Raw genomic sequence first — 25,100 nt, forward strand, 5'->3', positions numbered from 1 at the left:
CTAAGACTTGGGCTGCTCGACCAGCCGCAGATAAGGCTTCAGCGGCCTCCAGCCTTGCGGGAACTTGACCTTCGCCTCTTCATCGCTGACCGACGGCACGATGATCACATCCTCACCTTGCTTCCAGTTCACCGGGGTGGCGACCTGGTGCTTGGCGGTGAGCTGCAGGCTGTCGATCACCCGCAGGATCTCATCGAAATTGCGTCCCGTAGATGCGGGATAAGTCAAGGTCAGCTTGATCTTCTTGTCCGGCCCGATGACGAACACGGAACGCACCGTCATTGTGTCGCTCGCATTGGGATGGATCATCCCATAGAGATCGGCAACCTTCCGATCCGGGTCCGCAATGAGCGGGAAGTTCAAGGCATAGCCTTGCGTCTCCTGAATATCCGCAGCCCATTTATCGTGGGCATCTAGCGGGTCGACGGAAATACCGATCACCTTCACATTGCGTTTGTCGAACTCAGGTTTGAGCTTCGCGGTATAGCCGAGCTCAGTTGTGCAGACCGGTGTAAAATTCCGAGGGTGCGAGAACAGCACGCCCCATTTATCCCCGAGCCATTCATGAAATCGGATCGTTCCCTCGGTCGTCTCGGCCGTGAAATCCGGCGCGGTATCTCCAAGCTGTAGGGTCATGTTCGTCTCCCTTTGGCTCTGACGGCTCTGTTTCCCCTGGTTCTTTTATCAGAACAAAAGTGCGATAGAAAGAACTCTTATTTTAGCCGCACTGCAACATATAAGGTGCGATGATCCAATCAATTCCAGGTCCATGTCGGTTTTATGATGCGATCAGTCATCTCTGTGGCACTGCCCGTACTCGGCCTGCTGATCAGCCTTGCAGTGCTTATTGCCGGCTTTTTCGGCCAGTGGTGGCTGCCATTGGACGTTCTGTCCCACGTCAGACTCCATGCCGTTGGCATGGCGCTGATCTTCGCCTTCGCCATCATGACCGGTCGCCTCTGGTTCCCGGTGACCGTGGCAGGCTGCGTCTGCCTATATCTCGGGATCGGCCTGTCCTGGATGGCAGCCGCAAAACTCTCCCCGTCCCCTGAGCCTTTGCGTCCCGAGGAGCGCCAGCTGACACTCCTATCCTTTAACAGCTGGGTTCAGAACGATGACATTACGGCGGTGGAGGCGGCTGTGCGCCGCGAGAGCGCGGACGTCGTGGTGCTACAAGAGTTCTTCCGCGAGAAGAAAGCGCTGATCGAGCGCCTCCGTGATCTCTATCCATTTTCCTTCGGCTGTGGGAAACCCGCCGACTGCAGCATGGTTATGCTCGCGAAACATCCCATCGAGAAAGCTGAGGTGGTGACCCTGGGCGAAAACCTGCCAGTGCTGATCGGCCGTTTCGGCTCGCAGCTTGGCTATGCGACGGTGATAAGCGTGCATACGCTGCGCGCGCCCTGGATCTATCACCAGGCGCGGCAGGTCTCGTCCCTTGCCGACCTTCTGAACCACCAGAATGGCCCTTTGATCGTGGCCGGTGACTTCAACGCGACCCCCTATTCGGAAATGTTCAGGAGTTTGCAGCAGGACTCTGGTCTGACGGGCCTCCAGTACTGGCCGACTTGGCCCGCCATGCCCGTGGCGTTGCCCCAGCTTGCAATAGACCACATGTTCATCTCGCGGGAGGTGCGTCCGCTCGGAGAGCCGCGGCCGATCGCTCCGGCTGGCTCAGATCATCTGCCCATACTTGCGACATTCGCTATCTCTCCACCGGCGGCCCAAGCTGCGCGGTGAGAACACCTTTTGAGGGCTTGCCCGCGAATGCGTTGCGGTTCACTCTTTGCCCTTCTGGCCCTCGTGGCAATCTCAGCGTGATTCATGCGGTATTACGTTTTTTTGGCGCTTGCCCCGCTTTTCTGGGCAGGCAACTGGGTGGTCGGTCGCGGGGTGCATGATGCAATCTCGCCGGTTGGCCTGAATTTCTGGCGTTGGTTTGTCGCCCTAATCATCCTGTTGCCGATCGGCATTCCCGCCGTGATCCGGCAATGGCCCATTGTGCGCCGTGAGGCGCGGCATTTGCTGCTCACCTCCCTTGTGGGCGGCGTATGCTTTTCCTTTCTCGTGTTCTGGGGCCTCAACCACACCAGCGCCATCAACGCCGTGGTGCTGAATTCGAGCCTCAGCTTCTTCATCATTCTCGGCAGCTGGCTTCTGCTGGGCGATCGCATGTCGCGCCGGCAGACCATCGGCATGATCATTTCAGTCATCGGCGTGCTGGTGGTGGTGAGCCATGGCGACCCGGCTTTCCTGTTTCATCTCGAGTTCGGCTTTGGCGACCTGTTGATCCTCATCGCCATGCCGTTCTGGGCACTCTACTCCGTCATGCTGAAGAGCTGGCCCACACGGCTCGATGGCTTGGGGCTCCTGACGGTCACGGCGGCCATGTGTGCCCTCATGTGCGCTATGGTCTATCCCATCGATATCCTGTTTAACCCGAAGGCATTGCCGGCCATCGAGCCCGGCATCATCGGCGCCATTCTCTTCATTGCTGTCTTTCCCTCGATCGGCGCGTTCTTCTTTTGGAGCGAGGGGATCAAGGGTCTGAGCCCGAATATGGCGAGCTATATGTACCCGCTGATGCCGGCTTACGGCACCATCCTCGCCGTGATCTTTCTCGGCGAGGATCTCCACGGCTTTCAGCTGGCGGGTCTCGGCATCATCCTAGCAGGCGTCTATATCTGCACCGTGCCGCCCCGGCGAAGGCTTCAGGAGCAGGAGGGCTGACTAAGCGAGAGAGGCGGCTTTCAGTTTCCATTAACCACGTTGCTTAACCCGGCATTCTCCATAGCCAGGCAAGATGCTGTTTCCGGCTGAACAGTATCTTCTGCGCTTTTCCGCCGGAGAATGCCCGATGGCGGTTTGGTTCGTGACGTCTCGTATGTCTCGTTGCGTGGAGAGTGGGTGCAAATGGCGGATTTGACCCTGGTCGTGTCGAATGATCAGCCCGCGAATGCGCGGCAGCATTCAAGCCGACTGCTGCTGAAGCTCGGGCTGATGGCCGAGCAGGGGCGGCCTCGTGATCTCATCAACGCGCATAAATGGATGAGCCTCGCAGCGCTCAAGGGAAGCGGAGAGGCCCGCATGCACCGGCTCCGGCTTGCGAAGGAGATGGCCCCCGCCGATCTCGCCGAGGCTCATCGTCGGCTGCGGGAATGGCTCGATCGCCACTGACGCCACAGGCGCTGCTCCGCGCCTGTGCGGAGAGACGCAGATCACATCTGAGCTCGAAAAGCTTTTAGCCAAATAAAAGGGAGAGACTTGCATCTCCCCCTGATCTCGATCGAAATGATCTCGGGCCTTCACCCGGCCATTACCACGCGGAATTCAGCGCGTTCGGCGTATTGAAGTCGTGATCGAGCATCCTGTTCATGTTTTGAATGAGATACCGCTCGCGATACTGGGACTTGTAGATCTCCGTCTCGCGCACCGCGGCCATGGCGTCGATGCGATCCTGTTCGCTGTTCAGCGGCGGTAGCTCATCGCGTCCGGGGCCATAGACGAAGCCTTGCGGGATGAACTGCTCGGCTGCGTGGCTCGGGCCTGCGTGCCCGGTGACCGCGTGACCGGCCGTGAGTGAAACCGATGCCAAGATCAGCGCGATCGCCAGACGTGAACATTGCCTCCTAGATATCATGCTGATCTCCTTGCGCGACATGCAACTGCGATAATCCATGCCGTCCCATATTCCTCTAACGGACCCGGTCGCGCCGCCGTTCCCATCTCATATAAGCACAGCGGCAGTGGCGCTCCATATGAATTTCATGGGCGGTTCATTTCTTGTGGAGTCTTGCGGCAACTGTGCAACGTAACGTCGAGGCATTTTGGTCAGCGCGGCCTCATTCCCCGCCAACTTAAATCAGTTTCCTTACAGAAAGGTAGAGATCGGATTGGCTTTGACTTGGCCACGGCGGGTTTTCTAATGTCCGCTTGAACAGGAATGCGCCAAACGCTGCCTGCTGATGAAACCCAGTGGTCGGTGTTCATCCTGTAGGCCAGCCACCGCGGCAGGAAAGAGGGGCGACCGTGGTCACCGAAGCGAAATCTGCCGGTTCGGCGCAATCCTCAAATCTCGCAACCTGGATCCTTCTGAGCGCGGTCCTGGGCCTTGTATGCGGCATTGCCGTGGGCAACCGGGCAGCGGTTCTGCAACCGCTCGGCATTGCCTATTCGAAAATGCTGGAGATCTCGGTTTTCCCCTATCTGATCTGTTCGCTTCTGGTGGGCCTGGGCGGTCTTGCGCGCGACAGGGCGCCGAGGCTTCTGAAGGCGAGCTGGCCCGCCTATCTCCTGTTCTGGGCCCTGACCTTCGCGACAATTCTGCTGCTGGGCTCCGTGGTGCCCCGTCCGCCCTTGCCGAGCCTCGTCACCCCCGAGACATCGAACCTTTCCACGAGCCTGATCGATCTGCTCATTCCAGCCAATCTGATCCAGGCTCTGCAGAACGATTTCATTCCGGCGATCGTGATCTTCTCGATCCTGTTCGGCATCGCCATACAGGCCGTGCCGCAGAAGGCCGCCTTTCTCGAAACCATGGAGGTTCTGCGCAAGGCGAGCGTCACCATTTGGATGTGGGTGGTCTATTTCGCGCCCATCGGTGTTTTCGCGCTCTTTGCGAGCACCGCAGGGACAGTCAACCCACAGGTTGCAGGCTCGCTCCTCTCTTACATGGGCTTGTTTCTGCTCGGCAGTTTCGGGCTTGCCTTCCTGGTCCTTCCCATCGTGCTGCGCCGGCTTGTTCCCCTGAGCTATCGCGAGATGATCGAGGAGCTGCGGCCGGCCATCACCCTGGCCCTGGTGACGACCCTATCCGCCGCGGCCCTTCCGCAAATCCAACGCGCGGCGGAACGCTTGCTCGCCACCCAGGGCATAGAGGGTGATGAAGCTAAGGATGTCATTCGCGCAACCCTGTCGATCAGCTACGTGCTATGCCAGCTCGGCAACTATTTCATCGCCCTGTTCGTCATCTATCTCAGCTACCATTTTCGCATAGCGCTCGATTTCAGCCATCTGGTGCTGCTGCCGCCGATGACCCTGCTTGCGGGCATCGGCTCGCCGAGCGCATCGGTGGAGGCGGCGGCCTTCCTGTCCCAGTGGCTGAACCTGCCGGCCGGATCGACCGATCTCTACGTGGAGACCATGACGGTCACCCGCTATGGTCAGGTGGCTGTCTCGGTCATGGGCTTTGCCTGCGTGACCCTGGTGGTGCCGATGATCTATTTCGGCCGGACCCGCTTCAGGCTGCAGCCGATCTTGCCGGGCCTGCTTGCCGCAGCCATTCTGTTCGGAGGCATAGCGATTGGCGGGCGCATCCTGCAATCTTCCCTGTTTCCGCCACCCAGCGATGCGGCCGTCTTGGCTCGCAGTTTGAGTTCCGACACGGTGCAAGGCGTTGAGGCGACCATCCTGAGAGCACGGCCGCAGGGGCTGACAACGCTTGCCGGGGCAGGGAGCCTCGATGCGATTCGCGCCCGCGGCTTCATGCGGGTTGGCTATGGCGTCAACATCATGCCATTCAGCTATTTCAATGCGCGAGGCGACCTCGTCGGCTATGACGTGGCAGCCGCCTATCGGCTGGCGAGAGATCTGCATGTGGCAATCGAGCTCGTTCCGGTGGATTGGTCATCCCTCGAGGCGGACCTCGCCGGAGGCCGTTATGACATCATCATGGCAGGTGCTTATGCGACGGCGGACCGCCTGCGCAACCTGGACGTCTCGGCATTCTACCTGACGAGCCCCATCGCGCTGATCGTGCCGTCGGAGAAGACCCCGCTGTTCCGAGACTATGATGCAATTGCCGCGCGCAAGGGCTTGAAGCTCGCGGTGTTTCGCGACCCGGTCCTCGAGCCGCTCGTTCACAGCCTTTTTCCACAGGCGGAGATCACCCTGCTGACCTCCTATGACGAGCTGCCCGACGATACTGTTCTTGATGGGGCATTATGGACTGCAGAGCAGGCGGCCTCCTGGACGGCTGCCCGCACCGGGTACACCGCGGTCGTCCCCGAGAATATTGGGGCGCCGTTGCCCTTTTCCTACCTGATGCCCAAAGGCTCACATGACCTCGCCCGCTACGTGGATCTCTGGATGGCGCTCGAGACCGCCGAAGGCACCAGGGACCGCGAAATGGCCTATTGGCTGCGGGGGCAAGCGCGGCCTGATCCAAGCCGCCGCTGGAACTTGCTTGACAATGTGATCGCCCCGCTCTGGGCCAAGCACTGAAGCCGCTTGAAGTTTGGCAGCACCCTGTCGCGTTTTTCCGGCGTGGTGCCGGGTTTCTTCGTGACATCTCTGTTAACTCGCGGTTCACTAGGCCGCTGCCGTGCGCGGGTATGAGTCGCGGCAGGACGGGGAATCACAATGGGCCCGCCCTTAGGCATGTCTGTGGCGACCGCTTCGGATCGCACGACGGCGCCGTGATTGTTGGCGGGCATGGGCTGGAGCATCGGGGTGCGGTTTCTACCTCCCTCAAGTCGCGCGACTTGGCGGTTCTCGACCAGGGTGGTGGCGCCTGTCGCGATTATGATGATGCTGGGCATCACCCTTGCGACTGTTGGACTGTTCTGGGCGGTCCACCAGAGCGATCGGCTTTCCGTCGAGCGGCAGATTCGCACGACCCAACATGCCATAGAGGCGATGATTCAGCAGTTTGTCCGGCAGCAGGAGATCGTCGCCGTGTCCGATGAAGCGGCGCGACGGTTTGAGGAACGAACTCTCGATCTGCAATGGATCGACCACAACATTGGACTATGGCTGAACCGCACCTTTCTCCACGACCGGGTCTATGTTCTCGATCCTCAGGGCCAGCCGCTCTATGCGATGGTCGATGGCACCCGGCAAAGGACGTCTGCCTACGAGCCTGTTGCGCCGGTGGTCACCCCGATCGTGGAGCAGCTGATTAACGTCCATCGGATGGACCACGGGCACAGAGCGCGCCCCGTTGCCGTCTTGAACCCGGAACGAACCCGGTATCACGCCCATCTGGTCAACATGTTCGGTCGCCCGGCTGTCGTGGGCGCCATGAAGATCATGCCGCAGACGAATGCGGTGCGTTCAACCCAAAGCGGGGAATTCTTGTTGCTCAGCATTCGTCTCATCGACAAGGAACTCATTCAGCAGCTCTCGCGCAGAAATCTGATCGACAATCTCCGCTATTCTCCCATCGCAAATCCCGCGCCCGGCGAAGAGGTTCTACCGCTCAAAGATGATGGGGCGGGCACAATCGGCTATTTCATTTGGCGGCCCGAATTACCCGGCACCCAGATTTTACGCACGTTGGGACCTGCAACTGCACTTGCGCTGTTCCTCATCGTGGGCCTGACCGGTATTCTTGTCTGGTCGCTGCGTCGCTCGACTCTGCAGCTTGAGAAGACCGTGCTCGAGCTGCAGGCGAGCGAGGCCCATGCACAGCATCTGGCCTTTCACGACACCCTGACCGGCCTCCCCAATCGCGCCCTGTTTAATGATCGTTTGGATCAGGCGCTCGCGCTCACCCGTCGCGGCAAGAAGCTGGCGTTGATCACCATCGATCTCAACCGCTTCAAGAATGTGAACGACACACTCGGCCACCATGTCGGGGATAGTGTGATCAGCGAGGTGGCGCGCAGGCTCTCGCACCTGATCAGGTCGACCGATGTGGTATCCCGCATCGGCGGCGATGAATTCGCTGTGATCCAGTTCGGCATTGGGAAGCGGGAAGATGTGGAATCTCTCTGCCGGCGGATCATTGCGGTCTTGGGCGAGCCCTTTCATGTTCTCGGGCGGCAAACTTTCATCGGGGCAAGCATCGGTGTGGCGCTCGCCCCCGACGCCGCGACCGATCGGACCGAGCTCATGCGCCGCTCGGATATCGCGCTTTATCTGGCCAAGAACGAGGGCGACACCTACCGCTTCTTCACCGAGGCGATGGACGAGGTGGTGAAGCTGCGCGGCTCGATCGAAGAGGAGTTGCGTTCAGCGCTCGCCACGGGCGATGGCCTCGAAGTTCATTACCAGCCTCAGATCTCGGCGGCCGAGCAGCGGATTATCGGCGTCGAGGCCCTTCTGCGCTGGCGGCACCCATCCGGCGTCTTCATACCGCCCAGTCAATTCATACCGATTGCAGAGGAATCCGGCCTCATTGGTCAGCTTGGCGACTGGGTTCTGCGGCAGGCCTGCGCAGCCTCGCACAGCTGGCCCGATCTGTTCATCGGGGTCAATCTCTCGCCCCTTCAGTTTCGCGCGCACGACTTTGCCGACCGGGTAATCAAAACCGTACAGGATTGCGACGCAGATCCCACGCGTATCGAGCTCGAGGTGACCGAGAGCGTGCTGCTGGAGGACGAGGAACTCTGCCGCACCGCATTCCGTAAACTGCGCAATGCCGGGTTCCGGATCGCGCTTGATGATTTCGGCACCGGCTATTCGAGCCTGAGCTATCTCAGACGTTTCGAGTTCGACAAGATCAAGATTGATCGCTCCTTCGTTCAGCATCTCGGGCACGCGGCCGACAGCCCCGCCATCGTGACCGCCATCGCCAATCTGGGCCGCGCGATGGATCTCACCGTGACGGCCGAAGGTGTCGAAACCGAAGCTCAGAAGCGCTTCCTCACTCGTGCCGGTTGCACCGTGCTTCAGGGCTTCTTCTTTGCGCGGGCTTTGCCCTTTCCCGAGATGGCGGCCGTGCTTTCATCAAAGAAGGGCAGTATCCAGACTGGCCGCTTGACCCGGACCGGACCACAACGTGCCGCAGCGCCAAAGCCACGGCGGGCTGCGATCAGCTGACCGCAGCTTCGCGCGCCACGAGCAGCGCCCGTAAGACGGAACGATGACAGCGGGCCTCATTCTCGCAATAGCAGCCAAGTGAGAAATTGGCATTGTGTGAGAGCGCGGCGAGCAGGTCGAGCGTTCGCTTGGCCGTAGGCGCGTTCATTTCCGCTCGGAATGCTTTCACGAATGCGGCCCACTCCTCATCCGTTCGCGCCGTCCTTGCCTGCTCGACCAAATCAGCGCTTGGCGAAAGATCGGGATACCAGACATCGAACCAGTCATCGGCCGCGTAACGTTCCTTGCGAACGCCGCGGGGCAGCCGGCGCACCGCGCCAATGCGCGTGCCCTCCTCGGCAAGACGTGGTGTACCCAGGCGAACGAAACGGAGGGGCATGGCTGCTACTCTTGCTCACTATGCGCGAGGTGAGCTTAGAGCATTTTCGAGCGAAGTGGATACCGGTTCGCGACCATCTAAGAACTTAGCTCTAAAAGCGGATCTCCTGTTGCTCCCGTGGACATTCAGCGCATGTCTTGGCGGTCACCACGAAACTGCGCGCCCCGGTCCAGCGCAGTGTCTCGGGCTCGATCGTCCAATTCACTTGCGCCGTCTCATCAGGAAAGCTCCGGGACTTGCCGCTCGTCATGTCCACCACATGGAGCCACGATGCGCCCTCCGAGCGGCTTGCGAGCACCGCATGAGTCTCATCCGCGCTCCAGCTTTGCCAGTGCAATGGACCATAATGTCCAGCATAGGCCTTCTTCAGAATGTGCCGCTTGCCATCCGCAGCGAAAACCGACCAGCACAGCGCGTCCGATCCCAGGCCATCGCAAGCCTGTAGGATCCGGAACCGCCCGGACGGGGAGGGAGGAAACAGCACCACCTTGCGCGCGGCAATGGCCCGTCGGCCCCTCGTGCCCTCCTCATAGCCAGCCGCGAGCGGATCAGCCAGCCGGCGCTTGTCTTTGAGGAGCTTGCCCGCTTCGGTCAAGCTGAAGCCGCAGGCCGGGGCAGTAGGGGTCACCTCTACGAAAGCCTTTGTGCATAGAGCGGTCGCCGGAGCTTGGGCGCGAAGGCTGAAGGCCGGCGCAGTGAGGATCAGCAGGCTCGCCGCAAGCACGAGGGAAGGCAGGCTGCACTGGGGAACTCTCGTCATGGGGTCATGCCTCAAAGCCAAGCTGTTGTCCCCCGACGCTACCCCCAAGGATCTAAACGCCGCCTTGCCGATGAAACCATGTGCACGCGCCAGTGTTGTTCGCGCATCGGCATCGGCCAGAGCAGCTGCCCGATTGACCAGAGCAGGACAAGGCAATGCGAGCAGGCGAGCGGGGGTTGAAGATGGGGGATCGGCGTATCGTTCTGGTGGCCACGATGAAGAATGAGGACCCTTCATGCCCGCCGAAGCCATTCATCCGGATAATCGAGACAGGGGCGTAAAGCCTTTGCCATCAACAGCCATGTGCTCGGCCAAGGCGGCGGCTTCCTGATGGTGCTCGACGCCGATGACTGGGTGGACCAGCGCCTGGTGGAGGTCACCCGGGCCACCATGACGCTGGACCATGCTGTTGGCATTATCCAGGCGGGTTTTGCCGTGGATATCAGGAATTTGTACGCAGCCCCGCTGCCTCACCCCCGCATATTTCCAGAGCCCTTTCACCGGATCTGCGGCTCGAGTGCGATCTTCTGGCTGAGGCCGAATGAGCCCGATCCTCTGCGCCGTGATCCCTATCAGAGGTTACATGAGCATTATCGGCTGAACGAAGCGGCCGCAGAGGCGCAGCTTGGCGTGACAGGGCTTCCCGTATCTGGCGGCTACATCGTCAACACCGATGATAGCCACTCCGAGACATATGGGCCCTATGCCCAATGGCGCAGACGCTTCAATCAGGCTGTGCAGGCTATAGGCGAGCCCATTGATGAGCGATTTGCGGCACGGTTTGGCCTCTCGCTGGCCCAGCTCCACTCGGACTGTGGCGGGCGCGCTGGCAGATATGAAGGCGCCCTGCCGATGTCTTCACCTGCTGAATGACATCATCCGGTTCACCGACACCGCAGTGGCCGTCACGACGAGCCCTGCCTGACTGCCGGTCATCCAGCTCGTCACAGCTTGAACTTGATGATGCTGGCTGGGTCACAGCTCTGCCGCTTTCATGACCAGCTTATGCTGGCTGGGCGGACGGGTGTCATCTTGGCTCCATAGCGGGGCAAGCGTCTATTGAAGCGTACTGCAGCCGGATACGGATGCACCGGTCATCGTCAGCAGGTCGAGTACGGCATCGATGACCAGCTCTGGTCTGTCCGCCTGGATGAAATGGCCGCTGCCTTGGGCGATGACCAGCTTGCCGCGTGGCGAGAGCATCGCTGTCCGGCGCTGTAGATCGAGCCAGAGCCGCTCCCGATCAGGGGTGTCCTGGTGATCGGTTGCTGCAAGGACGATCAGTGGGATATCGGCAAAATCCCGGCGAGTGTTCAGGGCAAGGATGCTTGATGAAACACCTGCTTCCTCCATCGCTGCGGTGCTGCCCTCTGGAGGTGGTTGCGTCGAGATGAACACACCCGGAGGCTCCAAGGGGCTTGTCGCATCGACCAGCACCATCCCGGCGGTCTCCTGCGGATAGTCCTTCGCAAAGGCCTGGGCATAGAGGCCGGCGATTGAGTGCGCCACCAAGACATATGGTGGCGGCAAGGTGAGCGCCCTCAGAATGTCCATGAGCTCTGAGGCCACCCTCTGCGCCAGAACCGGCGCCTTTGGCACCGGCTTGCTGCCGCCCGTTCCGGGCCGATCATACCGCAACACTCTTGCGCAACGGGCTATTGTTGGAGCGACGGCCCGCCAGCTTTCATGGGGCTCGTCGAGACCTGACATGAGGATGACCACCGGTCCGGTTGATCCGTCCACTTGGCCGGTGATGATCAGACCGTTTTGCCGCAAGAGTGGCTCTCCCCGGGCTGGACTCATGGCGGCAGCCAAGAACCCCAGAAGAGCTAACGTCCAAAGTGAGCTCGGACAGATGCGGTGCAGAATGGCTCATCCTTTGTCCACTGGGAGTATCAGCCCAGAATTATGCTGCCGCGACCGGCATTGGCAAGCTCCAGCTTGGCGGATGGACCGGCAGATCATGCTATTGCCGCATTGGCCTTTGGGTCGGAAGGGAGGGTCCAGACAGCGTTCGCCTCCGGGTATCAGCGCCAGCGACTAAAATCCGGACGGCGTTTTTCGAGGAATGCTGTTGCTCCCTCGAGTTGTTCTCCGGTTTCGAAATAGTCCGGTGCGACCGAGTTGACGATCTCATCAAGCTCCGTCCAGTCCATGATCTTTCGGAACGAGGCCTTGAGGATCTTCAGACATGTCGGGCTGAGGGCAAGGAGATCGTCACACCAGCGTTTAACCTCTTCGTCGAGCTTGTCTGCTGGCACGACGGCGTTGATGAGCCCCCAATCGAGCATCTGCTGCGCGGAGTGCTTACGCGCAAGCATCCACATCTCGCGTGCCCGTTTGTGGCCAATGATGTTCGCCAGATGGGCAACTATGTGCCCAGCGGCCGGAGAGCCGATACGTGGTCCGTTCTGGCCGAAGATCGAGTGTTCCGATGCGATCGTGAAGTCACAGAAATAGGCCATGTGATTGCCCGCCGCTATCGCATAGCCATTCACACGAGCAATCGTTGGCTTAGGGCATTCGGCAAGCATCCGGTTGATCCGGAAATCGAGATCTTTGAGGCCGCCAGCTGCTTCCCAATTCACGTCACCGCCAGCGCAGAAGGCACGGTCGCCGACCCCCGTTAAGACCACAACGCCGACATCCTTGCGCTTCGAAGCCTCTTCGATGGCGACCTCGAGCTCTCGTATCGTGTCACCCGTCAGTGCATTGAGCACCTTTGGCCGGTTGATGGCGATGGTGGCGACCTGATCCGACACTGAAAATAGGATGTCTTGCAATTCCGTCATTGCCGATGCTCCACGCGGGACGACGCTGCCCTGGCGACATATTAGATGGAAAAAATGATCTGTCGATCATTGTTCATTTTGTTGACAGCCGAAGGCGGAAACGTCACTCTCGCGAGCAAAGGAAGTAGCGTCACGAGAGCTACAAAAAAGCCAATACCGTAGCAGGGAGGGATCGGTGCTGATCGGCAATGCTGCTCTGGTCGCAGGTGGCGGCCGCGGCATAGGTCGCGCGACGGCCATCGAGCTAGCGCGACGAGGCGCTGACGTAGCATTCCTCTATCGCAGCGATGCGACGGCGGCGGAGGAAACCGCTTCCGCCATTCGCGAGACGGGAGGGCGCGCATTCCCCATCCAATGCGACGTGGCGGATGCCGGCCAGGTGAGCGATGCATTCGCGACGGCTTTCTCCGAACTGCCAGGCATCAATATGGTGGTCAATTCGGCGGGCACGGCCGCACCCACCCGATTGGTGAACGACCTCAGTCCCGAAGTCTGGGCCCAGTGTATCGCTGTTGATCTCAACGGGGCCTACAACGTCATCCACAATGCCGTGCGCCGCCTAAGAAAGGTCGAGACAGGCGGGGCCATCATCGCCATGTCCTCGATTGCCTCACAGATGGTTCCGCCCCGGAACAGTTGCGGAGCGGCAGCGAAGGCCGGGGTCGAGGCCCTCATTCGCGTGACGGCCCGCGAAGAAGCCCGCCACAACATCCGCGCCAATGTTGTTTCCGTCGGCATCACAGACACCGATATCATCCGGCCGATCTTCGAGAAGTGGGGTCCGGAGACCACGGCCAAGGTCTTGAGAGAGATCCCGCTCGGGCGGATCGGCCAGCCCAAGGAAGTGGCAAACATGATCGCCTTCCTGCTCAGCGAGGATGCGGTCTATGTGACTGGTAAGGTCATGCAGATCGATGGCGGTCAGTTCATTGGCGGATGATCAAAACACAGGTATCCGGGAAGAATCCATGCAACCCGCGCTCTCTCGAACCAACCTACCGCTGTACATCAAGTCAATTGACTGGGATGCCTATTTCGAAGTCATTCCGCCGCCGGACGTCTGGTATAATGAGATCTTCTTGTCATGGTCAAAGGACCAGATCCGCGCCTATCAGAACCATCATTTTCTCAAGATGATGGGCCATGCCTGGAAAAACCCGTTCTATCAGAAGCTGTGGGGGGCGGCCGGGATCGAACCGGGCGACATCACCAGCATGGAGGATCTGCAGAAGCTACCGAGCTTCGACAGCGATGACATCAAGAAGAGCTTGGAGGCCAAACCGCCCTTCGGTGAGATGTGCGGTATCGAGTTTGCGGAATTTGCCCGCAAGTCTCCGCTGAAGCTGCAGACCAGCGGCGGCACCACGGGAATGCCGAGGCCGACGCTCTACGGGCCGCTCGAGTGGGAGTATAATGGCGCTTTCATCGCGCGGACGATCTACGCGCAGAGCGGTAGGCCCGGTGACGTGATGCAGATCACGAGCACCCTCTCGCTCGCCAATATGGGCTGGGCTTATTACAAGGCGTGTCATGACTATCTCGGGATCGTACCGATCACCACTGGAACAGGCGTGGTCACTCCGAGCCGCCGCCAGATGGAATATGCCCGGGCCCTCGGTGTGAATGCTTGGGTGTCGTTCCCCGAATATCTCACACAGCTGGCCAAAGTCATGAAGACGGAGCTCGGGCGCGATGTACGCGAGCTCGGCACCAAATATATCTGCGCCTATCTCGGGCCGGATGTCGACAATGGACTCCGCATCCAGCTGCAGGAGCTATGGGGATGCCCCGTCTACGACAATTACGGGACTCATGAGGGCGGTGCTCTGGCCTTTGAGGCAGAGGATCAGGAAGGTCTTTACTTCATGGAGGATGCCGTCATATTCGAGTTCCTCGATGTGGAGACCGGACGCCCGGTGCCGACTCGGCAAGCAGGGGATATCTGCATCACCCACCTCCATCGCCATATACCGCCACTGATCCGCTATAACCTCCGCGATCTCGGCCGGATCAAATATGACGGGGCGAGTGCACTCGGCAGCAACTTCCGACGCATGGACAAGTTCCTTGGCCGATCGGACCAGATGGTCAAGATCCGGGGGGTCAACATCTATCCAATGGCCTGTTTGCAGGCCGTTCGCAGCGATGATCGCTCGACCGGTGAATGGATCTGCATTGCTACTCGGCACGAACGGGATGGGGTGCTGCGTGACGAGCTGACGGTCCGGATTGAATTGAAGAGCGACGGGCGTTCCCGCGAGGGCTTGAAAGAATATTACGAGAACCGCCTGCAGAATGATCTTGGCATCAAGATCGGCGTGGAGTTCGTGGAAGAAGGCAACCTGCCTGAGGCGAATATTGGCAAAGAAGGCAAGCCGCGCCGGTTGATCGATGAACGCGGCACGGTTAAAGCCTCCTGATCGAACCGCTGCAGCGGTTCATGCCGATGAAGGGTTGCAGAGAAAATGACCGTCGCGGCGGAAGATCAGGACAAGCGTCTGCGCAAAGGCCGACGTGCCGAAAAGAGCGAGTTGACCCGAAACCGTCTCTTTGAGGCGGCCATCCGCCTCGTGGGTGATCGCGGCTATGCGGGTTCGACCATTCGCAAGATCACGTCACATGCGCGCATCGCTCATGGCACCTTCTACAACTACTTCGAAAGCCAGCAGGATATTTTTGATCAGCTCTTACCTTACTTGGGAGAGAAGCTGAGGCAGTATCTCGAGACGAGGCTTGAGGACAATGTGAGCTTTTTCGAGCGGCAGGATGTGCTGCTCGTGGCATTTGACGATTTCATCCAGGAAAATCCGGCTTTCTACCGCGTCTTGACTGAGGCGGAAGTCTTCGCGCCAAAGGCCTACAGGGTATATGTCGCAGACAACGTAGAATGGTTCATTCGGCATTTCTCAGCCGACCGCCGGCGCGGTGAGTTTGATGCGATCCGGGAGCAGCAGCTCGAAGTCATCGCTTTCATCCTGATGGCGTCCCATCACTATCTGAACATGCGATTCAGCAACTGGATGGGTGAAGTGACGCGCATGCCGAGCTGGGCTGTCGAAACGTTCCGCGACTTCGTGCGTGGCGGTATGATGAGCGTTAACGGCAGGCAGGATCTGATCGAGCCACCCGTGCAGGCGGACTTGACCGCTCCAGCCGCATCTTCGGCACCCGCCTCAGCCGATCAGCCGACGGAGATCGTCAAGTTCACCCCGCGGCCTGCCGATACCGAGCTGTCCTACAGTGCACAATCGATCCAGCTCGATTGCCGCACCACCCATATCGAGCGCGGGCATGTGGTTGTGGAACTCGATGTCGATCGCCGCACGCTTAACAGTCGTGGCGCTGTATCAGGCGGCACACTGACGGCACTGATGGAGATTGCCGGGGCTGCGGCCATGCATGACCGCGCACACCAGTTATCGGCCGAAACGATCAGCATCAATTGCACGGTGATCCGGGCCGCGACCGAGGGAGTGCTTTGTGCTGATAGCCGGGTAGAAAATGCCGGCCGCAACATTCGTTTTGTCACCATAAGGATTACGCTCGACGGCGTCGATGGGCCCTTGATCGCGCAGGGGACTGTCACCTACCGCGTGATCGAGTGATCAGGCATCATCGAGGAGCGCGACCGGCATCTCGATCGGCATGTCGAGCAGCATCTGCGCAAAGCCTTTTCCGAGCGGATCATTGCGCAGAGAGGCCACCCCGCCCCCGTCGAGGGCCTCGTGCAGTAGGAAGTTGAAGGCATCGAACCCGGGAAGAGCATAACGTTGGACCGGGCCATGGGCCAGATGAGCGAAGTAGGCCTTCACGGCTTCCGCTGTGACCTGTTCGGCGATGATTGGGAGATAGGCTGATTTGCGGGCGATGACGCCGATATTCACGGTGTTTCCCTTATCGCCGCTGCGCGCAACAGCAATATCGGCCAGAGCCATTCTCCTCGATGGCCCGTCCCAATCGGGTGAAGTGGCTTCCTTGAATTGCGCTGGAGCCGGAGGCTGAAAGGGCTCGCCCCGGGCGACCACGACCGGATGGCGCTGACCATTGATGTCAATCTCTATTTCCACCCGGTTCTTGGGCCAAAGGAAGGAGAACAGCCGCACGAGCGGCGTCACGTCTGGCCGCCCGCCGACGAGACTGCAACGGCCCGGACCCATGGCCGTTCCGGCCGGCGCGATCTCGCGTGTAAAGATCTTGAGGGCTTCGGCCTCGTCATGATGTACGTCGAGGCGTAACAACTGCTCGCGTGATTGCATGGCGCCTTGCCGAGCATGAGGACCATAGACGTCCTCAGCGCCGATAATCTTGAGGCTTACACGACGGTAGTCACCAAACCCGCGTTCTCGGAACAGGCGCCGAGTGCGAGCCAGGATGGCCCCGCCGACCTTCTCGATCTTCGCCCGATTATTGCGCCCGACCATGGTGAACATCGCAGTTGAGCGGAAGCCGTCCTGATATGTTGCGCTCACCTTGTAACTGTCGGTTGCTACACGGCCGCGGGCCCCCTTCACCTCGACACGATCATGGCCGAGATCCGTCAGGCTGACATGCGTGAAGTCGCAGATGACGTCAGGAAGGATATAGGTCGCAGGCTCACCCAGTTCATAGAGCAGTTGCTCGCCAACTGTAAGCGGGGTGACGAGCCCGCCGGTTCCTTCCGGCTTGGTCACGATGAAGCTGCCATCCTCGGCGCAGTCGACGATGGGAAACCCCATATCCTCCCATCCTTCGACCTGTTCCCAGTCGGTAAAGTTCCCGCCAACTGCCTGAACACCACATTCGACGATGTGCCCCGCGAGCGAGCCGCCCGCCAATCGGTCATAATCCGAAGCTTGCCAGCCAAACTCGTGCATCAGCGGAGCCAGCACAATGGCGCTATCTGCGCAGCGACCCGTGATGACCATATCGGCACCCAGCTCTAGAGCAGCGCGGATGGGTTCGGCACCCAGATAGGCATTCACGCTGTAGAGGCTTTCCGGCAGACGGGAGCCATCGTCCATGTGTTCGACATCGGCCGCCCGCAATTCGGCTTCCCTCAGCATGAGGTCATCGCCCAGGACGACTGCGATCTTCAGATTGAGGCGCTGCTTGTCGATAAGATCTGCTAGCGCATCTCGACAGGCGAGGGGATTGATACCCCCGGCATTGGCAATGACCTTTGTCCCAGTCTCGGCAATACGCCCGAGGAGCCCACGCATCGTGGGGGAAACGAAGTCGCGGGCATAGCCGAGCCGCGGATCCTTAGCCCGAGCACGCGCCAGGATCGACATCGTGACTTCGGACAGATAATCGAAGACCAGATAGTCCACGCGATCCCGGTAGAGCAGTTGGCGGGCACCATCCTCGCTATCGCCCCAGAAGCCGGAGGCGCAGCCAATCCTGATCCGCTTGGACATTATGCGGCCTCATCGATCGAGATTTCCGCAAGGACGTGCTGCGCGGTAACCTGTTCACCGACGCGAGCATCGAGCACGGTCACCACGCCATCAACCCCGGCGCGAAGCTCCGTTTCCATTTTCATGGCTTCGAGCACAACGAGACAATCACCCCGAGCGACGCGGTCCCCGACACAGACGAGCACTTTCACCACGCAGCCCGACATCGGCGCCCGCAGGCGCCCATCCGATGCTATGTCTTGAAGCCCGCGTGCCTGCTCATCAATCTCCGAGAATGTGGCGTAGCGTCCCTGCCAAACGATCTCGACAGTACTCTTGCTCCGGGCAAAGGTGGCATGCTCCAGCATGTCGCCGACCCGCAACGTGAGCGTGTCCTCATTGAGAGTGATCGGTGTCACCTCGAACCGGCTATGCGCGAGTGTTATCGTCGCGGTGCCGTCGATATGGCGTTCGATCATCACCACAGTCTTGTCATTGCCATCGAAGCGAATTCGCCAGCTCGCTCCGCCCGCCTCTCGCCACTGGCGAACCGACATGCCCAGCGGCCAGCACAGCAGAAGCGCCGCAACGGCTTGTTCGAAGGCCTCTGGCTCGTCGGCCCGGGCAAGACCATCAGCCTGCGCGAGATAATCCGTCGTGATGGTGCCGCTGACAAAAGCGTCATCTTTCAACAAGCGCGTGAGATATCGCCGGTTGGTGCCCACCCCGAGGATGATCGTATCTTCCAAGGCGCGGTCGAGCGCACGCCGGGCATCCTCGCGAGTGGGACCCCAGCCGATGATCTTGGCAAGCATCGGGTCATAGAACGGGGTAACGCTCTGGCCTTCATGAATGCCCGAGTCAACGCGGATGCGGGGGCCGCTGGCCGGGCGCCAGCGAGTGATCGTGCCTGTCTGCGGAAGGAAGCCTGCGGATGGATCCTCTGCATAGAGGCGAGCTTCAATGGCACTGCCCGTAAAGGAAATATCCTGCTGCTCTAACCCGAGTGGCTGACCGGTAGCGACGCGGATCTGGAGCTCCACCAGATCGACGCCGGTGATCATTTCCGTAACCGGATGCTCGACTTGAAGCCGGGTGTTCATTTCGAGAAAGAAGTGTTTGCCCTTCTGATCGAGCAGGAATTCGACGGTCCCGGCGCCCACATAGCTGATCGATCTGGCCGCGGCGACCGCGTCGGCACAGATCCGCTGCCGCTGCTCGTCATTGAGGGCAGGCGAGGGGGCTTCCTCGAGAATCTTCTGATTGCGGCGTTGCGTCGAGCAGTCGCGTTCACCGAAGTGGAGGACCTTACCATGGGCATCTCCCATGATCTGCACCTCGATATGACGCGCGGAAATGAGCGCCCGTTCCAGATAGAGAGTACCATCGCCAAAGGCGTTGCGCGCTTCGGACGAGGCCGTGTTCATGGCCGGCAAAAGCTCGGCTTCGCTGTGCACCAGCCTTATACCTCGACCGCCACCACCTGCGGCGGCCTTGATCATCAGAGGAAAGCCAATTCGCCGCACGGCTGCGGCCATGGCTTCGGGGCTCTGGTCTGCGCCGCGATAACCCGGAATGCAGGGAACGCCGGCAGCCTCCATGCGCTCCTTTGCCATCCGCTTATCGCCCATGGCCCGGATGGCCTCGGGAGATGGGCCGATGAAAATAATCCCAGCCTCAGCGCAGGCGGCAGCAAACTCCGCATTCTCGGAAAGGAAACCATAGCCGGGATGGATTGCATCGGCATTGCTGAGGCGCGCGGCAGCGATGATCGCGGGGGTCGAAAGATAGGATTTGCCGACGGGGGCTTCCCCGATACGGATGGCGCGATCGGCAGCCATGACATGTGGCGCATCGGCGTCAGCGTCACTAAAGACGGCGATGCCGCGATAACCGAGCTCCTTCACGGTACGCAATACGCGCACGGCAATCTCGCCGCGATTGGCGACGAGAATGGTTCGAATCCCTGCTGGCATCACATCCTCGTTTGCCGCCATGAAGGCGCGCGCTTTTCCCTGAAAGCGGCAGCACCCTCGATGCCCTCAGCCCCCTGGGTCATGCGGGAGATGATCTGCGAGGCTTGATCCAGGAAACCGGACTGGTCGGTGAGTTCAGCCTGTCTAATCAGCTGCTTGGCCACCGAAATCGCGCCCGGGGCACCCCGGTCGATCTCATTCGCAAGGGCGGCGATACGCTGTTCGATGGCCGCCTCATCCGGGCACAATTCATCGATGATGCCGATTCGATAGGCCTCGGCCGCATCTATTCGCGCGGCCGTCAGTGCGAGCCGGCGCAATCGCGCAGGCCCTATGCGGCGCAGCAGGAAGGGCACGATTTGTGCCGGTGCGAGGCCAAGCGTGACCTCCGGCAAGCCGAAACGAGCGGTGGAGGAGCCGATCACGATGTCGGCCGCGCAGGCAAGGCCAAAGCCACCCCCCAGTGCGGGTCCTTCGACCACTGCGATGACAGCTTGTGGCGCTTCATCGATGCGTGAAAAAATAAAGCCGGCCCGGCGGTTCCGCTCGGCAACGGGATCGCCCCCCTCCAGTGGGGCATTGTCGCGCAACTGCGAGCGCTCGCCGATATCCCCGCCAGAACAAAAGGTTCCCCCGGCACCGCGCAGCACCACGATCTTGATCGACCGGTCGGGGGCGATCGCCTGGAACACCGCGTTGATCTGGTCCCACATTGCACTGTTCAGCGCATTGCGTACGGCTGGGCGGTTCAACGTGATGAAGAGGGCTGCACCCTTACGATCGAGCAGCAGCGTTTCACAATCAGGCAAGGCGCTGCTCATGATCATGCCCGCTTGTTACGACCGGGCAGGATTCCGAGCTCCTTGGAGATGATCGCCATCATCACCTCATTCGCGCCGCCGCCAATCGCCACCAGGCGGCTGTCGCGGAGGATGCGCGAAACACGCGATTCCCACAGATAGCCCGCACCGCCCCAGAACTGCAGGCATTGGTCGGGGATTTCACGGGCGAGTTTACCGGCCTTCAGCTTGGCCATGGCAGTGAGCAGCTTGACGTCCTCACCCTTCACGTAGTTCTCGACTGCTGTGTAGGTCAGGCAGCGTAATGCCTCGACCTCGGTCGCCATGTCGCTCAAGGTGTAGTGGATCCACTGGTTGTCTAGCAGCGGCTTGCCGAAGGCGACACGCTGACCGGTATATTCGATGGTCGCGTCGATCAAACCCTGCATCTGGGTCACGGTGCGGGCGGCCGCAAACAGGCGCTCTTCAGCGAACTGCTCCATCTGATAGATGAAGCCCATGCCCTCCTCGCCAATCAGGTTTCGGCGCGGCACGCGAACATTGTCGAAAAAGACCTGCGCGGTATCGGATGCCCACAACCCGAACTTTCGCAGCTTGGTCGAGCGGTCGATGCCTTTGGCATCCATGGGAACGACGATCAGCGACTTGTTCTTGTGCGGACCGTTTTCGTCGCTGGTATTTGCAAGCAGACAGATCCAGTCGGCCTTGGTGCCGTTTGTGGTCCACATCTTTCCGCCGTTGATCACATAGTCATCGCCATCCCTTCGGGCATAGGTCTTGATGCTGGCGACGTCTGATCCGGCCCCGACTTCACTAACGCCCAGGCAGCCCACATAGTCGCCGGCGATGGTCGGTGCAAGGAACTCGCGGCGGAGTTCGTCATTGCCGTGCTTGGCCAGGGCGGGGGTGCACATGTCGGTCTGCACCCCGAGCGCGGAGGCAATGCCGCCACAATGGATGGTCCCGAGAGCCTCGGCCCAGATCGTGCTGTAGCTGTAGTCGAGCCCGAGCCCGCCGAACTCGACCGGCTTGCTGATCCCGAGGAACCCCGCATTGCCAGCCTTCTTGCAGATCTCGTGGCTGGGAAACTGCTCGATGTCTTCCCATTCCTGGACGAAAGGGTTGATTTCGGTATCGATGAACCGACGCAGCGAGCGGCGCAGTTCTTCATGCTCAGGGCCGAAAATCGTCATTCTGTTCCTCCCGGGAACTAAAGGCGGGCAGCGCCAAAGGTTATTGGTTGGAGTTGGCGTGCTTCTGCTTCGTGGCAGGTCCTCAGGCAGAACGCCAGGACTCGGCGGCTGTCGCGGGGATCGATGATGCCGTCATCCCACATGCGCCCGGTGGCGGCGAGTGCGGTCGATTCCGCTTCGACCTTCTGAATAATGGCGACCCGAGTAGCCGCCATCCGCTCCGGGTCCGGCGTGCGGCCCTTTCGCGCGAGCTTCTGTTCAGTGACGATTTCCATGACGGTAGCGGCCTGTTCGGCGCCCATGATCGATATCCGCGAATTGGGCCAGGCGAAGATGAAGCGTGGGTCGTAAGAGCGACCGCACATGCCGAAATTGCCGGCACCAAACGAGCCACCGATGAGCAGAGTGATGCTAGGTACCGGGGCATTCGAGACAGCTTGGATCATCTTGGCGCCATGCTTGATGATGCCCGCGCGCTCCGCGTCACGGCCAACCATGAAGCCTGTCGTGTTCTGCAGGTAAATGATCGACTTTCGTGCTTGCGAGCAGAGCTGGATGAACTGCGCGGCTTTCACAGCCGCTTCCGGGAAGATCGGGCCATTATTCCCGATCAGGCCGCACTGCATACCTTCGATGGCTGCAAATCCGCAGAAGATCTGGCTACCGAAATCCTTCTTGAACTCCAGGAAATCCGAGCCATCCACCAGGCGCGCCACAACCTCGCGCACATCGTAGCGTTTGCGGTAATCCGTCGGGACGACACCGGCCAGTTCATCGGGAGAGTAGAGCGGCTCCTGCCAGTTCTGCGACGCCGGTCGCTCCTGCCATCCGAGTGAGCCGATGACGTTACGAGCGATCTCGATCGCCTCTGCATCGTTATCGGCGAGAAATTCGGCCGTTCCTGCGACCATGCCATGCATGTCGGCACCGCCGAGCTCTTCGTCATCGGCGATCTCGCCGGTAGCCGCCTTCAGAAGGGGTGGGCCGGCGAGGAAGACCTTGGCGCGACCTCTCACCATAATGCAGTAATCCGACATGCCGGGGAGATAAGCGCCTCCTGCCGTGCAGGAGCCGTGCACGATAGCGACCTGCGGAATGCCCGCGGCCGAGAGCTTGGCCATATTGTAGAAGCGTCGGCCTCCCTCGGCGAATAGCTCGGCCTGATAGGCGAGGTTCGCACCGGCGCTTTCGACCAACAGAACGACCGGGAGGCGGTTCGCCAGGGCGATCTCCTGCGCCCGAAGATACTTCTTTAGCCCCATGGGCATGGTCGCGCCGCCCTTGATGGCACTGTCATTGGCAATCGCCATCACACGGGTGCCATTGACGAAGCCGATCTGAGCGATCACCGAGCCGCCAAGCACGTTCTCGACCCCGTCATCGTCATGCATTCCTAGCCCAGCCAGGGGGGTGAGACTGAGAATCGGGCTGCCTCGGTCGAACAATCGCGCAAGGCGCTCGCGGGGGAGCAGTTGACCGCGCTCTTCGAACCTCGCTCGCGCAAGCTCGGAGCGTGCCCGCACCTTGTTCTCTAGGGCGTCCACCTCGGCAATGAGCGCAAGCATCGCTTCGCGCTGGGTGGCGAAGGTCTCGCTTGCCGGATCGATGGTGCTTCTGAAGGGCGGCATATACGCCTCGTTGCGATGGCGGTCGGCTAGAGGGGGAGCGGCGGGGCGGTCCCCCTGGCGGCAGAATGTGTCAGCCCTGCCAAAGCTCGTCAACAAAAATGAACAATGATCATCTGATCATTTTTGTTCGACAAAGAACAGCGCCGATGCTAGCGTTCAATGGACTTACCGATCAGAACGTCAGCCAATGGCGCTGTCCGGAGTCCTGGCGATCCCATGGGAGGGAGGAGTTCCATGAAGTGGTTTCAGCTTGCGGCTTCGGTCGCTGCATTTGGTATTGCGGCGATGATGCCTGCAAAGGCCGACGAGACATTGAAGCTTGGTATGTCCGCCGTTCTGTCCGGGCCCGGTGCGTTTTACGGCACTGGCGCTGTTTGGACGGCTGAGCAGGCAGCCAAGGCGATCAATGAAGCCGGCGGGATCAAAGCGGGCGGAAAAACCTACAAGCTCGAGATCGTCGCCTATGACAACAAATATTCGGCGACGGACGGGGCGAAGGTGGCGCAAACGCTGATCGTCCGCGACGGGATCAAGCACATCATAGCGACCCAGTCGACCGCTGCCGTTTCTGCGCTGCAGGCCATTTCTGAGCGCCGTGGCGTTCTGCACTTCACGGGAGCTTGGGGTAAGCGATTGCGCGGCAAGGAATTCCCCCTGACCTTCACGATGCTGAACAGCCCCGGTGAGATACTGCAGCCTCTCTACACCTTCATCCAAAAGACATATCCCGAGGCGAAGAGGGTTGCATTGCTGAACCCCAATGACGCGACGGGTCAGGACATTCAATCCGCCTCCATCGAGAACTGGAAGGCGCTGGGTTATGAGATCGTGAGCGACGACTTGTTTGAGCGCGCGACCACCGATTTCGCTCCGATAGCGACCCGCATGATCGCCGCTAAGCCAGACATTATCGACGTGGGCGGCACACCGCTGCCGAATGCCGGCCAGCTGTTCAAGGAGCTGGAGATCCAGGGCTGGAAAGGCGTCAAGATCGCGTCGGCCGGATCGTCCCCCGCCGCACTGGTGAAGACGGGTGGAGCTGCCGCCGAGGACGTCTATATGGGACTTGCTGCGGTCTTCACCGGAGACAAGGCAACCGAGATCGAGAAGGCGCTCAACGAGCGGGCTATCAAAGAGCTTGGCCAGCCGCTCGATCAGGTAACGATTTCTCCATGGGATTCGATCGCGGCTCTAAAGGCAGGGATTGAGAAGGCAGATAGCATCGAGCCGGAGGCCATTGCCAAGGTCTTGCCGGAGATCGTCTTCGAATCCTCCTATGGCCCGGCCGCTTTTGGTCTGGCTGACGTTTATGGACTTCCCAACCAGATGCTGCTGCCGGTGATCATAAGCCAGATCAAGAATGGTGAAGCGGTAGAGATTGCGCGCATCAATCCGGCAGAGCTCGCAAAGAAGCTGGGCCAGTGATGTGCCCTG

21 protein-coding genes are annotated in these 25,100 nt (G+C 60.2%); 10 read left to right on the forward strand and 11 right to left on the reverse strand.

The features are described from left to right. Complete coding sequence (locus RCF49_RS21250; RefSeq protein ID WP_342641779.1) at positions 1-636, reverse strand: peroxiredoxin; 636 nt, start codon at positions 634-636, stop codon at positions 1-3. A gap of 165 nt (positions 637-801) precedes the next feature. Here RCF49_RS21250 and RCF49_RS21255 point away from each other — a divergent pair, with 165 nt between their 5' ends. The 3 genes from RCF49_RS21255 to RCF49_RS21265 all read left to right on the forward strand — a co-directional run bounded on the left by RCF49_RS21255 (position 802) and on the right by RCF49_RS21265 (position 3,177). Then, a complete protein-coding gene (locus RCF49_RS21255) occupies positions 802-1,740 on the forward strand; it encodes an endonuclease/exonuclease/phosphatase family protein (RefSeq protein ID WP_342641780.1) in 939 nt (312 codons plus the stop codon). Between the two features lie 84 nt (positions 1,741-1,824). Continuing rightward, positions 1,825-2,730 (forward strand): DMT family transporter, encoded by a 906-nt coding sequence (locus RCF49_RS21260; RefSeq protein WP_342641781.1) that lies wholly within the window; start codon positions 1,825-1,827, stop codon positions 2,728-2,730. Between the two features lie 183 nt (positions 2,731-2,913). Beyond that, complete coding sequence (locus tag RCF49_RS21265) at positions 2,914-3,177, forward strand: hypothetical protein (protein ID WP_342641782.1); 264 nt, start codon at positions 2,914-2,916, stop codon at positions 3,175-3,177. Between the two features lie 139 nt (positions 3,178-3,316). On the opposite strand, the gene RCF49_RS21270 is transcribed toward RCF49_RS21265, so the two are convergent. Continuing rightward, positions 3,317-3,640: a hypothetical protein gene (locus RCF49_RS21270; RefSeq protein ID WP_342641783.1), complete on the reverse strand. Its 324-nt coding sequence runs from the start codon at positions 3,638-3,640 to the stop codon at positions 3,317-3,319. A 389-nt stretch (positions 3,641-4,029) separates the two neighbouring features. Between RCF49_RS21270 and RCF49_RS21275 the strand changes: the two genes are divergently transcribed. Beyond that, a complete protein-coding gene (locus tag RCF49_RS21275; RefSeq protein WP_342641784.1) occupies positions 4,030-6,222 on the forward strand; it encodes a cation:dicarboxylate symporter family transporter in 2,193 nt (730 codons plus the stop codon). A gap of 228 nt (positions 6,223-6,450) precedes the next feature. Continuing rightward, positions 6,451-8,763: a putative bifunctional diguanylate cyclase/phosphodiesterase gene (locus RCF49_RS21280; protein ID WP_342641785.1), complete on the forward strand. Its 2,313-nt coding sequence runs from the start codon at positions 6,451-6,453 to the stop codon at positions 8,761-8,763. Here the strand turns inward: RCF49_RS21280 and RCF49_RS21285 are convergent. After that, positions 8,756-9,142: a DUF488 domain-containing protein gene (locus RCF49_RS21285; protein WP_342641786.1), complete on the reverse strand. Its 387-nt coding sequence runs from the start codon at positions 9,140-9,142 to the stop codon at positions 8,756-8,758. The genes RCF49_RS21280 and RCF49_RS21285 overlap by 8 nt on opposite strands. A 91-nt stretch (positions 9,143-9,233) precedes the next feature. Continuing rightward, positions 9,234-9,902 (reverse strand): hypothetical protein, encoded by a 669-nt coding sequence (locus RCF49_RS21290; protein ID WP_342641787.1) that lies wholly within the window; start codon positions 9,900-9,902, stop codon positions 9,234-9,236. Between the two features lie 330 nt (positions 9,903-10,232). Between RCF49_RS21290 and RCF49_RS21295 the strand changes: the two genes are divergently transcribed. Beyond that, a complete protein-coding gene (locus RCF49_RS21295) occupies positions 10,233-10,775 on the forward strand; it encodes a hypothetical protein (RefSeq protein ID WP_342641788.1) in 543 nt (180 codons plus the stop codon). A gap of 183 nt (positions 10,776-10,958) precedes the next feature. Here RCF49_RS21295 and RCF49_RS21300 read toward each other — a convergent pair whose 3' ends face one another. Together RCF49_RS21300 and RCF49_RS21305 are read right to left on the reverse strand one after the other, a co-directional pair. Further along, the gene (locus tag RCF49_RS21300; protein WP_342641789.1) at positions 10,959-11,678 is read right to left on the reverse strand and encodes an alpha/beta fold hydrolase; all 720 of its coding nucleotides are present in this window, start codon (positions 11,676-11,678) and stop codon (positions 10,959-10,961) included. A gap of 251 nt (positions 11,679-11,929) precedes the next feature. Beyond that, entirely contained in the window at positions 11,930-12,694 is a 765-nt protein-coding gene (locus RCF49_RS21305; RefSeq protein WP_342641790.1) for an enoyl-CoA hydratase-related protein, read from the reverse strand. A gap of 175 nt (positions 12,695-12,869) precedes the next feature. Between RCF49_RS21305 and RCF49_RS21310 the strand changes: the two genes are divergently transcribed. The 3 genes from RCF49_RS21310 to RCF49_RS21320 are packed head-to-tail and all read left to right on the forward strand — an operon-like array spanning position 12,870 to position 16,299. Next, positions 12,870-13,634 (forward strand): SDR family NAD(P)-dependent oxidoreductase, encoded by a 765-nt coding sequence (locus RCF49_RS21310; protein ID WP_342641791.1) that lies wholly within the window; start codon positions 12,870-12,872, stop codon positions 13,632-13,634. Positions 13,635-13,662: 28 nt separating this feature from the next. Continuing rightward, entirely contained in the window at positions 13,663-15,114 is a 1,452-nt protein-coding gene (locus RCF49_RS21315) for a phenylacetate--CoA ligase family protein (RefSeq protein ID WP_342641792.1), read from the forward strand. Positions 15,115-15,159: 45 nt separating this feature from the next. Next, positions 15,160-16,299 carry a hotdog fold thioesterase gene (locus RCF49_RS21320; RefSeq protein WP_342641793.1) on the forward strand — a complete coding sequence of 380 codons (1,140 nt, stop codon included), beginning with the start codon at positions 15,160-15,162 and terminating at the stop codon, positions 16,297-16,299. Here the strand turns inward: RCF49_RS21320 and RCF49_RS21325 are convergent, their stop codons facing one another. From RCF49_RS21325 to RCF49_RS21345, 5 genes are read right to left on the reverse strand one after another with little or no spacing between them, the layout of a single operon-like run. Continuing rightward, on the reverse strand, positions 16,300-18,090 hold the full coding sequence (locus tag RCF49_RS21325) for an acyclic terpene utilization AtuA family protein (protein WP_342641794.1): 1,791 nt from the start codon (positions 18,088-18,090) through the stop codon (positions 16,300-16,302). Further along, a complete protein-coding gene (locus tag RCF49_RS21330; RefSeq protein ID WP_342641795.1) occupies positions 18,090-20,045 on the reverse strand; it encodes an acetyl/propionyl/methylcrotonyl-CoA carboxylase subunit alpha in 1,956 nt (651 codons plus the stop codon). Before RCF49_RS21330 ends, RCF49_RS21325 begins: the two co-directional genes overlap by 1 nt. Beyond that, positions 20,045-20,872: an enoyl-CoA hydratase/isomerase family protein gene (locus tag RCF49_RS21335; RefSeq protein WP_342641796.1), complete on the reverse strand. Its 828-nt coding sequence runs from the start codon at positions 20,870-20,872 to the stop codon at positions 20,045-20,047. The genes RCF49_RS21330 and RCF49_RS21335 overlap by 1 nt, the downstream gene beginning before the upstream one ends. Beyond that, a complete protein-coding gene (locus RCF49_RS21340) occupies positions 20,869-22,038 on the reverse strand; it encodes an acyl-CoA dehydrogenase family protein (RefSeq protein WP_342641797.1) in 1,170 nt (389 codons plus the stop codon). The genes RCF49_RS21335 and RCF49_RS21340 overlap by 4 nt, the downstream gene beginning before the upstream one ends. Positions 22,039-22,055: 17 nt before the next feature. Then, positions 22,056-23,666, reverse strand: coding sequence for an acyl-CoA carboxylase subunit beta (locus RCF49_RS21345; RefSeq protein ID WP_342641798.1), 1,611 nt, complete (start codon positions 23,664-23,666; stop codon positions 22,056-22,058). A 234-nt stretch (positions 23,667-23,900) separates the two neighbouring features. Between RCF49_RS21345 and RCF49_RS21350 the strand changes: the two genes are divergently transcribed. Continuing rightward, positions 23,901-25,091 (forward strand): ABC transporter substrate-binding protein, encoded by a 1,191-nt coding sequence (locus RCF49_RS21350; protein ID WP_342641799.1) that lies wholly within the window; start codon positions 23,901-23,903, stop codon positions 25,089-25,091. The last annotated feature ends 9 nt before the right edge of the window (positions 25,092-25,100 follow it).

The sequence above is a fragment of the Rhodoligotrophos sp. CJ14 genome (genome assembly GCF_038811545.1).
Lineage (GTDB): Bacteria > Pseudomonadota > Alphaproteobacteria > Rhizobiales > Im1 > Rhodoligotrophos > Rhodoligotrophos ferricapiens.